Annotated in this window: 9 protein-coding genes; 5 read left to right on the forward strand and 4 right to left on the reverse strand. The window is 55.2% G+C overall.

Annotated elements, in window-relative coordinates:
• Window positions 1-8: 8 nt before the first annotated feature.
• Both VPK24_RS01645 and VPK24_RS01650 read right to left on the reverse strand, forming a co-directional pair.
• Window positions 9-1214: an ABC transporter permease gene (locus VPK24_RS01645; protein ID WP_393010108.1), complete on the reverse strand. Its 1206-nt coding sequence runs from the start codon at window positions 1212-1214 to the stop codon at window positions 9-11.
• Entirely contained in the window at window positions 1214-2560 is a 1347-nt protein-coding gene (locus VPK24_RS01650) for an efflux RND transporter periplasmic adaptor subunit (RefSeq protein WP_393010110.1), read from the reverse strand. The genes VPK24_RS01645 and VPK24_RS01650 overlap by 1 nt, the downstream gene beginning before the upstream one ends.
• 255 nt (window positions 2561-2815) lie before the next feature.
• Here VPK24_RS01650 and fabD point away from each other — a divergent pair, with 255 nt between their 5' ends.
• From fabD to adhE, 4 genes are all read left to right on the forward strand, one after another.
• Window positions 2816-3694: an ACP S-malonyltransferase gene (fabD, locus tag VPK24_RS01655; protein WP_393010112.1), complete on the forward strand. Its 879-nt coding sequence runs from the start codon at window positions 2816-2818 to the stop codon at window positions 3692-3694.
• 243 nt (window positions 3695-3937) lie between these two features.
• Window positions 3938-4219 (forward strand): hypothetical protein, encoded by a 282-nt coding sequence (locus tag VPK24_RS01660; RefSeq protein ID WP_393010114.1) that lies wholly within the window; start codon window positions 3938-3940, stop codon window positions 4217-4219.
• A 10-nt stretch (window positions 4220-4229) separates the two neighbouring features.
• Window positions 4230-4577, forward strand: coding sequence for a hypothetical protein (locus tag VPK24_RS01665; RefSeq protein WP_393010116.1), 348 nt, complete (start codon window positions 4230-4232; stop codon window positions 4575-4577).
• Window positions 4578-4757: 180 nt separating this feature from the next.
• Window positions 4758-7391, forward strand: a complete 2634-nt coding sequence (adhE, locus tag VPK24_RS01670) for a bifunctional acetaldehyde-CoA/alcohol dehydrogenase (protein ID WP_393010118.1) — start codon at window positions 4758-4760, stop codon at window positions 7389-7391.
• Here adhE and VPK24_RS01675 read toward each other — a convergent pair.
• Window positions 7388-9379: a sensor histidine kinase gene (locus tag VPK24_RS01675; protein WP_393010120.1), complete on the reverse strand. Its 1992-nt coding sequence runs from the start codon at window positions 9377-9379 to the stop codon at window positions 7388-7390. The two genes, adhE and VPK24_RS01675, sit on opposite strands and share 4 nt — an antisense overlap.
• A gap of 670 nt (window positions 9380-10049) precedes the next feature.
• Between VPK24_RS01675 and cysE the strand changes: the two genes are divergently transcribed.
• Window positions 10050-10901: a serine O-acetyltransferase gene (gene cysE / locus VPK24_RS01680; RefSeq protein WP_393010122.1), complete on the forward strand. Its 852-nt coding sequence runs from the start codon at window positions 10050-10052 to the stop codon at window positions 10899-10901.
• A gap of 227 nt (window positions 10902-11128) precedes the next feature.
• On the opposite strand, the gene VPK24_RS01685 is transcribed toward cysE, so the two are convergent.
• Entirely contained in the window at window positions 11129-15700 is a 4572-nt protein-coding gene (locus tag VPK24_RS01685) for a PAS domain S-box protein (RefSeq protein ID WP_393010124.1), read from the reverse strand.
• Window positions 15701-16156 lie beyond the last annotated feature (456 nt).

Raw genomic sequence — 16156 nt, forward strand, 5'->3', positions numbered from 1 at the left:
GCGCGCTACTAGGACGTTTTCAAGGCCGTAATCGGGTCGAGCTGGGCCGCTTGGCGAGCTGGAACCACCCCAAAAACCAGACCGATCGCACCGGAAATAGCCGTGACTACTACCACGACCGGCACAGGAACGGTGGGCTTGAAAGGAGTCAAGGTTCCGATCAGGGCCATGCCGCCCGCGCCCAGGGAAATGCCCACGACACCACCAGCCACGGACAAGATCGTGGCTTCAATTAAAAACTGCTGCAAGATGGCCTGGGGTGGAGCGCCGATCGCCTTGCGGAGACCAATTTCTTGGGTGCGCTCGGCAACGGAAACCAGCATGATATTCATGATCCCAATGCCGCCCACCAACAAGGAAATCCCCGCAATCAAGGTGAGCATTGTTCCCAACGCGCTAGTAATTTGCCCCAACAAGTCCTGAATGGATTTATTCGCCACCACTAAGAAATCCTGTTTGCCATGTAAGCGCGTCAATAGATTCGTGACTTGAAAAGCAGCCGATCGAATCTGGGCTTGGTCGCGGGCGGTGATCTCAATTTCATCGATCAGCAGGCCTTGGGGGACTCGTCGTCCCACGACTTGATGGGCCATGGTTGTGATTGGAATAAAGGCATTGGCATCGGGATTCACACCGAGAAATGCACCTTTTCTTTGGATGATGCCAATGATCTGAAAGCTCTGATTGTTAATTTGAATTTCTTGGCCGATCGGGTTGGTGCGATCGAACAGTTTCCGGGCCAGCTCTCCGCCCAACACCGCCACCTTGCGATCCTGACGTTGGGCGGCCTCGTCCCAAAAAATCCCCTGGGCCATGCGAATATTCCGCACCTTGAGAAAGGCGGGAGTGACTCCCTGCACCGTTGCCGTCACGGTGCGACTGCGATGGCCGATCACCAAGGAACTCGAAATCGTCGGTGACACCCATTGGACAGCGGGCGCTTGGGTGGCGATCAAGTCAGCTTCGGACAACAGCAAGCGCGGCACTTCACCGGTCAGTTCCTTGCTTTGTTGCTCACTCAAAAAAACGTATAGGGAGTTCGCACCCAAGGATTCCACCTGGGCGGCCGTGAAATGTTGGGCCCCCCGACCCAGCCCCGCAGTGGCCACCACCGAAGCATTACCAATCACGATGCCCAGCATGGTCAGCAGGCTCCGCATTCGATGGCTGACCAAGGTGCCGATCGCCATGTTGAAGGTGTCTAGAGGGTTCATTAGAAGCCGCTTCCTTCGGGATTATCAACACCCGGAATTACTTGGTTGATCGGAGGACTCAGCAGGACGCGATCGCCCGCTTGCAGACCCGATCGCACCTGGGCTTGGCTGCCACTTTCTGCGCCAATTTCCACGGTTTGGAAGCGTGCTTCCTGGTTCGGCACCACCCGCCATACGCCCTTGCGGCCATCCTTTTGGGTGACAAGGGCCGCGAGCGGCACCACCAACGCATTCCGAATCGGCTGGCCCAAAAACCCTAACTTGACGTTCATGCCGGCTTTTAAGATGTCCAGTCCCGTTTGCAAGGAAACTTTGATGCGAAAGGTGGTGACGTTGTTCTCCGGCACAGCCCGGGGTGCAATGCGATTGACCCGCCCCTGAAACGTGCGATCGGGATAGCTGTCGCTACGAATTTCGACGGCTTGGCCCTGGCGAATTTGGCCGATGGTGGTTTCGGGAATTTTGGCTTCGACTTCTAAACCACTGAAGAGTTCGGCAATGGCGGCGGAGGTGGCCCCGTCACTGCTGGATGCGGTGGTGGTGGGTGCCACAAAATCCCCCACATCGGCAAATCGGCGAGTGATGACTCCTTCAAAGGGCGATCGAATCAGCGTGTTTTGTAGCTGGATTCGCACGACTTGCAGTTGCGATCGCGCCTCAGCCACCTGCGCGCGGGCTTGGGCAATTTCCTCGGTGCGAAACCCTTGGCGCTGCTTGTGGAATTCCTGCTCGGCGGTGGCCAAGCTGGCTTTAGCCTGTTCAACGGTGGCGCGGGCGTTGCGGGCTTCCGTCAAAGTCTCATCCAAGGCATCTTGACTCAGTACGCCTTCGGTGGCCAAAAGTTGGCGGCGCTGCAGTTTTTGGGTGGCTAATTGCCACTTTCCTTCGGCCTCTTGCAACTGGGCTTGCTGCCGTTGCACCTCAGCTTGGGCCTTGGTGATGTCTTCAGGGCGATTTCCCGCTAATTTCAGTTGCAGTTCCGCCTGCGATCGCGCCAGGCCCGCTTGAGATTGTTTGACCTGCGCTTGTAGTTGCTCGCTGTCCATTTGGGCCACCACTTGCCCGGGCCGCACTCGATCGCCCTCGCGCACAAACAAGGCCGCCACCTTGCCGGCCTCCTTGGGGGCCAAGTTGACCTTACGCAGGGGCTGCACCACCCCATTGGCCTGGACTTGCACCACCAAATCTTGCCGCCGAACCAGGGTCGTGTCCTGGGTAAGATCCACCTTGGGGGCAGGTGCTGGGTGAGGGATCACCAGGGCGATCGCGCCCAAAAGGCCCAGAGCACCGAGGCCCCCAGCCCATAGCCGCCATTGCTGAAGCTTGAACCGAATTGCAGGTTGCATCGACGTTGCCCAAACCGGGATCAAATGCCACCCCATCACTCTAAAAAATCGCTCCCACGGCGACGACTGCCGCCGGTCATCAGTGCCCATGACTAGAGTCACGATTTCCCACCGGTTGCCGTATTTCCCACCGGTTGTCGTATTTCCCACCGGCTGCTGTCAGGGGAGGATTGCCGGAAATTCCCCGCTAGCGCAACGGGCCGGCCGCTTGGTATAAGCACCTTGTCTATACCGATGTGAATCACAGCAAACACAATGGCAAAAACCCTCTGGATGTTCCCGGGCCAAGGCTCCCAAGCCGTTGGCATGACTGCCGACCTGCTCGACTCGCCGGCCGCCCAAGCGAAGTTGGCGATCGCGGATGAAATTTTGGGTTGGTCGGTGGCGGAGGTCTGCAACGGTGACGAGGCGCAACTCTCCCAAACCCAATACACCCAGCCTTGCCTATACGCGATCGAGGCGATCTTGGTTGATGCGCTGAAAGCCGCCGGTCAGATGCCTGATTGGGTGGCAGGTCACAGTCTGGGGGAATACGTGGCCCTCTACGCGGCCGGGGCCTTCAGCTTTGAAACGGGTCTGAAGTTGGTGAAGCGGCGGGCGGAGTTGATGCAAGCGGCTTCCGGCGGCAAAATGGCGGCCATGATTGGGTTCAACCGTCCGGCCCTAACCGAGGCGATCGCCGCTACCGAGGGTGTGGTGCTGGCCAACGACAACAGCGATGCCCAAGTGGTAATTTCCGGAACGCCCGAGGCGGTGGATGCGATCCTGGGCAGCGTCAAAGCCAAGCGGGCTGTGCCCTTGGCCGTGTCCGGCGCGTTCCACTCGCCCTACATGGCGGAAGCATCGGCGGAATTTAACGAAATTTTGGCGGCCACGGATTTTGCGGACACGGCGATCGGGGTGCTCTCCAACACTGACCCCACCCCGGAAACCAGCGGCGCGGCTTTGAAAGAACGGCTCTCGAAGCAGATGACCGGTTCGGTGCGCTGGCGGGAAACGATGGTGATGTTGAACCAGGTGGCCTGCACGGAGGCGATCGAGGTGGGGCCGGGCAAGGTGCTGACGGGTTTGCTGAAGCGTGCCTGCCCCAACACCGCCCTGGTCAACATTGCCGCCCTCGCCGACATCGCTTAAATCTGCTTGCTGGTGACGTGATGGAGTGATCGCTAGTTATTCATAACAATCAATGGCAACTGGCGATCGATTCCATCAAAATGGGTATTAATCCAGTGAAAAAGTTCATCATCAACGCTTTATTTAAAAGAAGTTCTACAACAGCCTGTAGGGTGGGCACTGTCCACCTAATAATTGCTTCATAGCATCTGCAATACGGCGTACTAACCGTTTTAGGTAAAAACTGTAAAAGCTCTACAACTGATGAAAGTAATTTATCTAACCCATGTTATTCAGTTTCTTCTGAATCTCTTTGCCCAAGCTCAAGATGATGTTCTGCTTTTGAAGCTGTCCGATGGTCGCGAATTTGTGTTGACCTCCGTTGAGCGACTGCAAAATTCGGCCGAGGATTTGACCACGGAGGTTCAGCAAATTACTCAAAATCCAGAACTGATGGCCCTGTTGCAAGAGCGCAAGACGGATCGATCGCGCTTGAGTTTGGCGGATGCTTACGATCGCCTGGGTCTAGAACAGCCCGAGTCATAAGCTGAGATTCATGAATGATTTTCTAAGGCGACGAGAGCGGTATATGCGTGATAGTTTGGCGGTGCGTTTAGGTGGCATTGCGGCAAATTTGGCGCGGGTCAAATCCTTTGGTAAAAACCCTGATCATGGGCAGCTTATTTCTAGTTTGCTGCGGGAAAGTGGTTGGTTTATTGAATGGGCAGCCCACGAGACCGATTTACCGGTGCCGATCGAGCTGGTGGCAATTCAGCGGCAGATTGTTCAGTGGTTAGCCGATTGGCCGGTGCTGTGGCCAAATGCCGATCGCCGTCAGGTTGTGTTGGAGCGATCGAGCCTGTGGAGTCAATGGATTTTGGAGCGATCGGGCCTGTTGGACTAGGGGAATGGTCACCAAGCTGAACGATGGTTTTGAGCGATCGGCGGCCGAGCGTTCCGTGAGACTTCGTAAAGGTTCGTTGCAACTCGGGCCAGCAAAACCTAAAAACTTGTCAACAAATCTAACCAAAATAAGGGGATCAACCTAGCGTAAAGGCAGAACGCCATTCCTGCGAGGTGCGTTATGACCGTTACCAACGATCGCGAACTCGAAGCCCTAATTGCGCGGGTCAAAGCCGCACAGCGCACCTATGCCACCTTCAGTCAAGAGCAGGTGGATCTGATCTTCAAAAAAGCAGCCTTGGCGGCCAACGCGGCCCGCATCCCCCTGGCCAAGCTGGCGGTAACCGAAACGAGAATGGGAACGATCGAGGACAAAGTGATCAAAAATCACTTCGCCTCGGAATTCATCTACAACAAATACAAAGCCGATAAAACCTGCGGGGTGATCGAAGAGGACAAGGCCTTTGGCATTCAGCGAATTGCCGAACCCGTGGGGATTTTGGCGGGAATTGTGCCCACCACGAATCCCACTTCGACGGCGATTTTTAAGGCCTTGATTGCCCTGAAAACCCGCAATGCGATTATCTTTTCGCCCCACCCCCGGGCCAAGGACTGCACGATCGAGGCGGCGCGGGTGATTTTGCAAGCGGCCGTGGAAGCCGGGGCCCCGCCGGACATCATCGGCTGGATTGATCAGCCCACCGTGCCCCTGTCGCAGCAGTTGATGCAGCACCCGGATGTGAATCTGATTTTGGCCACGGGCGGGCCGGGCATGGTGCGGGCGGCCTACTCGTCCGGTCATCCCTCCTTAGGTGTGGGCGCGGGGAACACGCCGGCCCTAATTGACGAAACGGCGCACCTAAAAATGGCCGTGTCGTCGATTATTCTCAGCAAAACCTTTGACAACGGCATGATCTGCGCCAGCGAGCAATCGGTGGTGGTGGTGGATGCGGTCTACGAGCAGGTGAAGCAGGAGTTTCGCGATCGGGGAGCCTATTTCCTGGATCCCGAAGAGAAAGTCCGCATGGGCGCGCAAATCCTAATTGATGGGCGGTTGAACCCGAACATCGTGGGCCAATCGGTGGAACAGATCGCGGCGATGGCGGAGATTCAACTGCCGCCGGGCACGCGCCTGATCGTCGGGGAAGCGAGCGTGGTGGGGCCAGAGGAACCGTTCTCCTACGAGAAGCTGTCGCCGGTGCTGGCCATGTATCGGGCGGCGGATTTTGCCCAGGCGGTGGAACTGAGTGAGTCGTTGGTGATGTTTGCCGGGCGGGGCCACACGGCGGTGCTCTACACGTCGCCAGACAACCGCGATCGGATCAAACGATTTGAGGATCAGGTGCAAACGGCGCGGGTGCTGATTAACACGCCCTCGTCTCAAGGGGCGATCGGGGATATCTATAATTTCCGGCTGGATCCGTCCCTCACTCTCGGTTGCGGCACTTGGGGCGGCAACTCGATCAGCGAGAACGTGGAGCCGCGCCACCTGCTGAACATCAAAACCGTGGCGGAACGACGGGAAAATATGCTCTGGTTCCGGATTCCGCCAAAAATTTACTTTAAATACGGCTCGCTGCCGGTGGCGCTGCGGGAGTTGGCCGGGCGCGATCGGGCGTTCATCATCACCGACAAACCCCTTTACAACCTGGGGATCACGGCGGGTCTGGAAAGCGTCCTGGATGATGTTGGACTGAAGTACGACACCTTTTACGATGTGGAGCCGGATCCTTGCCTGGGAACGGTGAACCGGATTTTGGAACAGATGCGATCGTTCAACCCGGACACGATCATCGCGATCGGGGGCGGTTCCCCGATGGACGCGGCCAAGATTGCCTGGTTGCTGTACGAGCATCCCGAAATTGAGTTTGAGGGGCTGTCGATGCGGTTCATGGACATCCGCAAGCGGGTGTATGAGCTGCCGCCTTTGGGCCAGAAGGCAATCCTAGTGGCGATTCCCACCACCTCGGGCACGGGGTCGGAGGTCACGCCCTTTGCGGTGGTGACGGACGAGCGCACGGGGATCAAGTACCCCCTGGCGGACTACGCCCTCACGCCGACCATGGCCATTTGCGATCCGCAATTGGTGCTGGATATGCCCAAGTCCCTGACGGCTTTTGGGGGCGTTGATGCCTTGACCCACGCCCTGGAGTCCTACGTGTCGGTGTTGGCTTCGGAGTTCACGAACGGTGAGGCCCTGGAGGCAATTCGGCTGATTTTCAAATATCTGCCCTCGGCCTATGAGCATGGGGCGGCGGATCCGAAGGCGCGGGAAAAGATGCACTACGCGGCGACGATGGCGGGGATGGCCTTTGCCAATGGCTTTTTGGGCATTTGCCACTCGATCGCCCACCAAATTGGCGGCGCGTTCCACATTCCCCACGGTCTAGCCAATGCGCTGTTGATTTCCCACGTGATTCGCTACAACGCGACGGATGCGCCCTTTAAGCAGGCGGCGTTCCCGCAATACAAGTATCCGAATGCGAAGTGGCGCTATGCCCGGATTGCGGACTATTTGAATTTGGGGGGGACGACGGAGGACGAGAAGATCGATCGGCTGATTGGGGCGATCGAGGCACTGAAGCAGCAGGTGGGAATTCCCGGATCGATTCGGGAAGCCACGTCAATTAGCGAGGCGGAGTTTTTGGCGAAGTTGGACGATGTGGCCGATCGCGCCTTTGACGATCAATGCACGGTGTCCAATCCCCGTTACCCGATGATCAGCGAGCTGAAAACGCTGTTGTTGCGGGCCTATCACGGAGATTCGCCGCTGTTGTCGGCTCCGGAAGCGCCGGAACCGGTGACGACTCCCTAGGGCCTGGTTAAGCCGTCGCTCGCGAGTGGTTCGATCGGGGCTTGATCGTCCCGATCGAACGCTTCGGCCGTTTTGGGGTGATTCATGTCTTGGCGGCCATCAGTCTTCTGATCACCAGTCCCCTGATCAGCAAAGTCCTCGACAGGTTGATTGGGTTGCCGATCCCCCAGCACTGCCACATGGGTTGCTTGCGGTTGGGCTGGATCGGCGATCGCGAGTCGAACCGGTAACTTCAGCGTAAACGTCGTTCCCCAATTGCCCGATTCACAATCGATCGTGCCGCCGTGCTTTTCCACAATCACCTGCTGGGCGATCGCCAGACCCATGCCCGAGCCTTTGCCCACGGGTTTGGTTGTGTAAAACAACTCAAAAATCCGCGATTGCTCACTGACGGGAATGCCCAAGCCGCTGTCGGTGATCGCCAAACTGACCCAATCCGGGTCAAGGGTGCGAGTGGCGAGCTTCAGGGTCAGGGGCCGATCGGGTCGTTGGCGGAAGGCCTCATCGATCGCATCGATCGCGTTCGTCAAAATGTGCATTAATACCTGATTGAGCTGGCCCGCATAGCACTCGATCGGGGGCAAAGGCCCGTAGTCCAACTGCACCACAATGGCAGGGCGGTGAGCTTGGGCACAGAGGCGCGACCCCAAAATGGTGAGCACGCTGTCCAGGCTTTGGGGCAAGTTGATCGCCTTCACCTCCGCCTCATCTAAACGGGCAAACAACCGCAACGACAGAACGATCGCCCGGATGCGTTCCGCGCCCGATCGCATGGAAGCCATCAGTTGCGGCAAATCTTCCCGCACAAACTCCAAATCCAACTGTTCCACGAGCGATCGAATCTCTGGACTGTGGGGGCCATGACCCGCCTCATACAGCGTCAGCAACTCCAGCAGATGGCTCACGCCCTCCGTGACGTGGATTAGGTTGCCATAGATAAAACTGGTGGGGTTATTGATTTCGTGGGCTACCCCTGCCACCACTTGCCCCAAGAGCGACATTTTTTCTGTTTGGATCAGTTGCGCTTGGGTGCGGCGCAAATCCATCAGAGTTCTGTAAAGGGTGCGGGCTTGGGAACTGGCCAAATCCGCCGCGTCCGCCAACTCCTGATTGCGCTCGGCCACCCGCTCAATCAACGTATCGAGGGCTTGGGCCAAGGATCCCACTTCGTCTTGGCTGGTGATGCCCACCCGTTGGCTGAAGTCGCCGGTTTCCGCCACCCCTTGGGCCACCGTGGCCGCCCGCACCAGGGGATTGACGATCGCCCGCGTGACCCGCATTGCAATCACCCCCGCCACCGCCGCCGACAGCAACAGGCTCAGGATCACAATGCCCTTTTCCAGACCTTGGGCCTCTTCGAGCAAAACTTCCGCCTGTTCCGCTTGGCCATGGGCCGTCGTCACCAGCCGGGCCAGGGTGCGATCGGCCCCGGCCAGCGCTTTCCACTCCAGGGCCTCCGCTGCCTCTTTGGCTTCCTTTTGGGCGGCCGATTGGTTGGCCTCGTTCGCCTGCTGCATCAGCACTTGCTGATTGGCATATTCCTGAAGATCCGCCACGCTTTGATTGGCCAGGTGCAACAGGCGATCGGGGCGATCGGCCAGCCATTGGGGATTTTGCTTGAGATAGGCGGTTAGCTCGTTGGCTAAGTCGCGGGCTGCTTGGATGGCCGCGATCGCGTCCTGCTGAAACAGTTGCCGTTGTGCTGCGGGAATTTCATCATCCCCCGCTTCATCAATGGCGAGGCGAGCTGCCTGCAAGTTGCTGCGTAAATCACTGAGTAATTGAACTTGTGTGGTTGCGTCGTGCAGTTGAGCTACCCCGCGCCCTTGGAAATGATCCGCCAGGGCGATGCCTGCCAAGGAGCCAACGACCCCCGTGGCGATCGCCAAAACATAGCCCAACGCAATCTTTTGGCTGAAGTGCCAATTGCTGATGCGTTGTTGCCAATAGCCGATCCAGCGCGATCGCCCCTTGATCTTGATCTTCATCGTGGAGTGGGACATCGCTGCCGTCGAGTGAGGAGAGGGCAGTGGAAAATTCATTGATTGTGAATTTTAGGGCAGCTCCAACCGCAACAGCCCTACGCCGTGGGCTGATTATGTTTGCTTGTAACCTCAATGGATTGATGCAAACCCTGAAAGATGGATAAATTTAACGATTCATGAGGGATGAAACGTGAATTCACTATCTTTTTTGTGTCATTTTAAAAGGCCAAGGCAGCCGTCAAAGTCGATCCCAATTTATCAGGTGCTCCCTTGAAATGGCATTAAGAAATGCAATCAGGAATCAACAAGATAATCCGTGAGTTGACTTTCTGAGCAAGTGCGATCAACGACTTGATCGATATACAAATGTCCGTATTTGAATGTTTTAAAAGTCGCAAATTTTACCAAATTTCGACCCTGAAAACCGCAACTCTGGTGACCTTGAGTGGGTTGTTGCCACCGCAACCGAAATGTCCCGTCCTGATCACCCGGCTCTCTTTTCGATTCTCGGGGGGCATGGCGCTGGGTGGAGTCTGTGGACTGAGTGAAAAAGCTTCGCTTCGGTTGGGGTTCGGTGGCCCCACCCCCCCGCGTCTCGGTCGGTAGGCAGTAGGATTAAAAATGATTTTGTAATCGATGCAATACAACCTTGAAGCTTTCAGGCCGCCCAACCGTGCTAAACGCTCTCATTGCTGACTTTCGCATCATCTTCGATCGTGACCCCGCCGCCCGCAATTGGCTAGAGGTGCTTTTTTGCTATCCGGGGTTGCAAGCGTTGATGCTCCATCGGCTGGCCCATTGGCTGCAACAGCACCAATTACCCTTTGTGCCTCGGCTGATTTCCCACATTGGACGACTACTGACCGGGATTGAAATTCACCCGGGCGCAACGATCGGGCAAGGTGTGTTTATCGATCACGGCATGGGCGTTGTGATTGGTGAAACGGCGATTGTGGGCGACTATTGCTTGATTTACCAAGGCGTGACCTTGGGGGGCACGGGCAAGGAAAGCGGCAAGCGCCACCCCACCTTGGGTGACAACGTGGTGGTGGGAGCTGGGGCCAAGGTGCTCGGCAACCTGAATATTGGCGAAAACGTGCGCATTGGGGCTGGTTCCGTGGTTTTGCGGGATGTGCCTGCCGATTGCACGGTGGTGGGTGTGCCTGGTCGTGTGGTCTATCGATCGGGTGTGCGGGTGGATCCACTGGAGCATGGCAAGCTGCCGGACTCGGAAGCCCAGGCGATTCGGGCCCTGCTCGATCGCATCGAAACCCTGGAGCGGCGGATTGAGGAAATGGAAGCGGAACGGGCCCAAGTGCCGGTGGCCGTGGGTGCGCCGGAGCGCCCTTGCGAAGACTTGACCCTTTGCGATTGGGAACGGATTGCCAAGGTGGCCGCGGAGGTGACGGCGGCCCAACGCCAACTGGGCCAACTCAATCTTGTGAGTGGTGATGACCCGGCGGGAAAGCGCTGCCGGTTGAGCGATCGGGCCTTGGAAGAGTTCTTTGATGGGGCTGGGATTTAGGGCTGATCATCAGTCTGAATCATTGGGCTAGATCACCAGGAATCTTGCTGTTGTTGGGTTTCGTACCTCAACCCAACCTACAAGACTGGGCTAGTTACTGGGCTGATGTTCATCGCGCCGGGGCCGAATGCCGTCTGGCTGGTGGTCTTGCGCCTTGCTGATTTGCGCCTTGCTGATTTGCGCCTTGCTGATTTGCGCCTTGCTGATTTGCGCCTTGCTTAGGAGATCTAGTGGGGCGGCGGGGTTAGCAGGGGAAGTTCGATCGTGAAGCAACTGCCCACTCCCACTTCGCTGACCACATCCACACAGCCCTGGTGCAGTTCCACAATTTGCTTCACCAGTGCCAAACCCAATCCCGTGCCGTCATATTGGCGATTCAGGGCCCCGTCCACTTGGATGAAGGGTTGAAAGAGCTTGGGTAAATTTTCGGCGGCAATGCCAATCCCGGTGTCGGCTACGGCAATGCGCACGAAGGTTGTGGGTTGGTTGGCGGGTGCGGTGGGGGCTGGGGGCTGTTTCACCAGGCCGTGGAGATGCATTTTGGACGAAAAGCGCGATCGCACTAATTCCGAGGCGGTGGTTAATGATTCGCTGGTCACGGCGATCGAAAGGGTAATTTTGCCCCCTTCCGGCGTGAACTTCACCGCATTGCTCAGCAAATTAATCAACACCTGGCGCAGTCGTCGTTCATCGGCCCAAAGATTTGGCAAGTCTTCCGGGCTGTTGAGGTTCAGTTCAATCCGCTTTTTCGTGGCCTGCTGTTGAATGAAAACCAGGCTCGATCGACACATGGGCACCAAGTCCGTAATTGACCAATCCAACTCCATTTGGCCGGACTCAATCTTGGCCATGTCCAAAATGTCGTTAATGAGTTCCAGCAGGTGTGTGCCGCTTTGGTCGATCGTCCTGAGCGCATAGTCTTGCTGGGGTGTAATTGGCCCAAAAATTTCCTCTTGCAGGCTTTCGGCCATCCCCAAAATGGCATTCAGCGGTGTGCGCAATTCGTGGCTCATATTGGCCATGAACTCATCTTTTAAGCGCGTTGCTCGCAACAGTTGTTGATTTGTTCGCTGCAACTGTAATTCCGCCGCTTGGCGATCGGTAATGTCTTGATAGATGCCCAAAACCCCAATCACCGTTCCTGACGAATCCCGGAGCGGAACCTTGTTGGTTTCAGCCTGGATTGTGGAGCCATCCAATTGCTTTTGGGATTCGATGAAATGGAGTTTGGCCACACCAGACTCAATCACTTCCCGATCGTTTGCTCGGTATAGCTCGGCTTCGCTGACTCCCCAGGGCAAGTCGTAATCCGTCTTGCCCACGATCGCCTCCGGTGAAGGCAGCCCCGCCGCCGCCGCAAAGTTTTGGTTGCACCCCAGGTAAACCGAATTGCGATCTTTCCAAAACACAAAGAGCGGAAATGTGTTCAAAACCGTTTGCAAAAATTGCTGCGATTCCTGAAGCGCTTTGCGGGTTTGTTTGCCCTCAGTCACATTCCGAAACATGCTGCGAATGGCGATCGGTTTTCCCCCTTGAAAATCGCAATTGGCATTTCCTTCCAACAAAATTTCCTGGCCATCTTTGCTGAGGAAGCGAGTTTCAATGTCTAAAGAAGCTTCCCCGGCGCAAAGGCGATCTAAATATTGGCGGTAGTCTTCTAAGTCCGCAGGATGGACAACCTGAAAGATCGATAGATCGCTTAAATCTTCATCGCCATAGCCCAAGGTTTCTTTCCAAACCCGGTTGACCAATAAAATTTGCCCTTGGGGATCAATTCGTTGAATTAAATCCGTTGCATTGTCGAACAAATCCCTCAGTTGTGCTTCTTGAGCTTGCAGTTCCAAGGTGCGCTGCAATACCCTCGCTTCCAAGTCTTGGTTCAGTTGCTCCAAGGCATCGTTGGCCTGTTTGCGCTGAAGTTCGGCCCCTGCCCGGGAGGCCAACACCCGCAAAAGGCCCATGGCTTGTTGGCGTTTTTCTTCAGAAAAGGGTTGTTGATCGAGGATGCAAAGACTGCCGATCGCCCGTCCTTGATCATCCTGTAAGGCAACGCCCAACAGCCCATTCACTGCTCCAGGAAAGAGGGAACGGGAAATGAAAAAACAGGACTGTCCGTCAGTTTCACAATAGAGTTCGCCATACTCCAAAATGTAGAAACAGGGTGTGTTTTCCAAGTCCAAATCGAAATCATCGCCCAGTTGACCATCAACCCAAACACCGAGGGTTTGTAATCGATCGCCCCGTAACTCCGTGGCCACCACATAATCCACATCCAGGGCTTCCGCAATATGCCGCACCAAGTTGGGGAAAAACTGTGCTCCAGTCACCGTGGCTGTGCCTTCAATTACTTGATGCAAAGCTTTTTCGGCCTGTTCTCGGGCCATTTCTGCCAAATGTTGATCGGTAATATCCTGCACTGTTCCTTGGGAATAAAGGGGCTTTCCATCCTCGGCATAGATTGTTTCGCATTGTTCATGAACATATTTAATCCGTCCATCTGTCAACAGTAACCGATGAGTGATGGAATAGGGTTCGTGGTCAGCTAAATGGCGTTCATAGGCTTGATCGACCATTTCCCGATCGTCAGGATGGATGGTGGCCATGAAGGCTTCATAGGATGCATCAAATTGTTGTGCATCCACTTCAAAAATCTCAAAAACTTGATCAGACCAATAGAGCTTGTTGCTTCGTAAATCTATTTGCCAATTGCCGAGCTTGGCAATCCGCTGGGACTCTTGCAGGCGATCGCTCAGTTGGCGCAGGTTCTGTTCCGCGGCCTTGCGATCGCTGATATCCGTGACGAATCCCTCTAAAAACAGCAATTTTCCTTCATCGGAATAAACACCGCTACCCCGCTCCCAAACCCACTTTTCTTGCGCGGATTTGGTAAGGATGCGATATTCGCATTCATAGGGTTCCTGTTTTTGGATGGCAGCCTGGACGGTTTGCCAAACGCGATCGGTATCTTCGGGATGAATTTCTTGACCGCAACTGGTGGTGCGATCGACCAAATATTCACGAGTTTCATAGCCCGTAATGGCCGTTACCCCATCGCTAACAAAAAGCGCGGTGTATTCAGGATTATTAGCCACCCGATAAACATAGCCGGGCAAATTGGCCACCAGGGTCGAAAGACTTTTTTCCTGTTCTGCTAGGGCCAGTTCCACCTGTTTACGAGCCGTAATATCAACCCCTACGCCCAAAACGCCATATTCACCCTTGGCGGGCAGAAAAATCGGTGACTTGTGCCATTGCAGCCATTGAATATCTGAATTTGTTTCAGATGGATCATCAACTTGGCCGTTGCAAGAATCTGCCCCAGAAGAACCAGCAGCCCCCGGTAAAGTGATTTCCAAGACAGTTTCTAAGACGTTGGTTCCTAAGTCAGTTTCTGGGGAAGCATCGAGGAGGGCATCGTCCTGTTCCACTGAGGCGATCGAGCCTGGTTGAGCAATTTTGCGGCGAACCACCATTTCCTCGGGCAAGAAGAGTTCTTGGCGATTTTCAATCACGAAGCGATTCTCGCTCAAGAACCGAGCAGTGGCTTCCGATGGCCCTAGTAGTTCTTCGTCAGTTTTATTCAGCAGTTCATCAACGGTGGTTCCGTAATAGTCCGCCATGGCTTGATTGGCGAGCACATACCGACCCTCCCAATCTTTGACGAAGATCAAATTGGGATTGTTGTCAATGACGGATCGTAAAAAAACCTGTTGACGATTAATAAAATCACGACTAAGGCGTAGGGAAATTTTTGATTTAATACGTTCTTGGTTTTCGCGATGTAGCTCCCCGATCGCCTCCTGAAGCTGGTTCGTTCGAGATTGAATAATGCTATTTAAGCTGTTTTGAACATTGTGAATGGAAGACTGCACTTCCTTCAAGAAATGTACATTTTTCAGCACGCCCACCCGAATGGCCTGGCAACCATCATCAATGAACGTTTCCGAGAGCAACATGCTGAGGGCTGACCGATCGGGCTGTTGGATGGCTAATTCCACATCCCGGCGGTGATAGGGTTGCTGAAGATCGGAAGCGATCGGGGCTTGTTGTTGCACCCAGCGGGTCAAAGCGGGCTGACCCAGGGTGGTGATGGGTTGCCCTTGCAGGTTTTGCTGCTCGATCGCGCAAATGGCCTTCAGCGCATCATTCGTAAACAGTAATTGACCACTGGAATCAGCCACATAGACACCATCGGGCAAACTTTGAACCGTATGATTTAGCCACTGTAATTGGCGTTGTTGCTGATAGGTTTGCCAGCTTTTTTGCAAGGTGATGGGCAATAGTTTGAGATAGGCTCCGGCGGCATCTTTCACCACATAATCGGCCGCGCCCTGTTGCACCAGCGCCAGGGCCAAATCTGCGGCATCCGCTGGAACCATCACCAGCCAGAGAACCGCCTGGGCTTCCAGGAGCTGCAAGAGTTCCCGAAAGCTGGGCGCGGCTTGGTCGAGGAGGTCGGGTTGATCCTGTGCGATCGGGGTTACGGGGCGATCGCTGGGCTGGTGGCTGCGATCAAAAAAGTCCTCAGGCTTGTTGGCGGGACGGCTTTCAACTCCTGCCGACGGTTCCAAGACCGCCTCGATCGGGGGAATCGCACAGCCATTTAGCAGCACCATCTCCACCGGTTGCCGACGCAAATGGGCGATCGCCGCTTGTATGGAAGCCACCACATGCCCTTCACCCAGCCAGGGCCAGCGCTGAAAACAGTGAGCAAATTTTAACTGATCCGTTTCATCAGGTTCCAAGACCAATAATTGGCCCAAAAAGGGTGATGCATTAGCCGCAGCAACGTTGGTCATTGGATGTAAAGAACGCGGGGATCCATTCCCTTAAACACTGAATCACCATCGGCCGAGCGTTGATCCAGAACCCAGAACGCCAATTTGCAAGATACCTAAAAGGGTTTGAACATCAGGCTTGGATAATGACTGAGAACCATGACTTGATCATCACAAAATGATCGAAATTGGCCCCATGAGTGCTTGACTGATCCTTCAGTATTGACTGATCTGGCTAGCTGGGCGGTCTGTTGATCGAGGATACTAAATTTTTCAGTCAACAGAATTTTCTCACGTCTTGAACAAAACGAATCTATATTGTCGATCTAATTTAAGCTTAGGTTAAATTTACGTGAATTCGGGTTAAGCAGGGAGTTCAATGCCTAGTGTCGCTAGGTCAAGAGTGGGCTTCTTGGGCTGATGGCAGTAAGCAATCAGCCCACTGAGCAAATGCACAAAGCCACTGACTGGACTGCG

The organism is Limnothrix redekei LRLZ20PSL1, from assembly GCF_043235035.1.
Classification (GTDB): Bacteria; Cyanobacteriota; Cyanobacteriia; order CACIAM-69d; family CACIAM-69d; genus CACIAM-69d.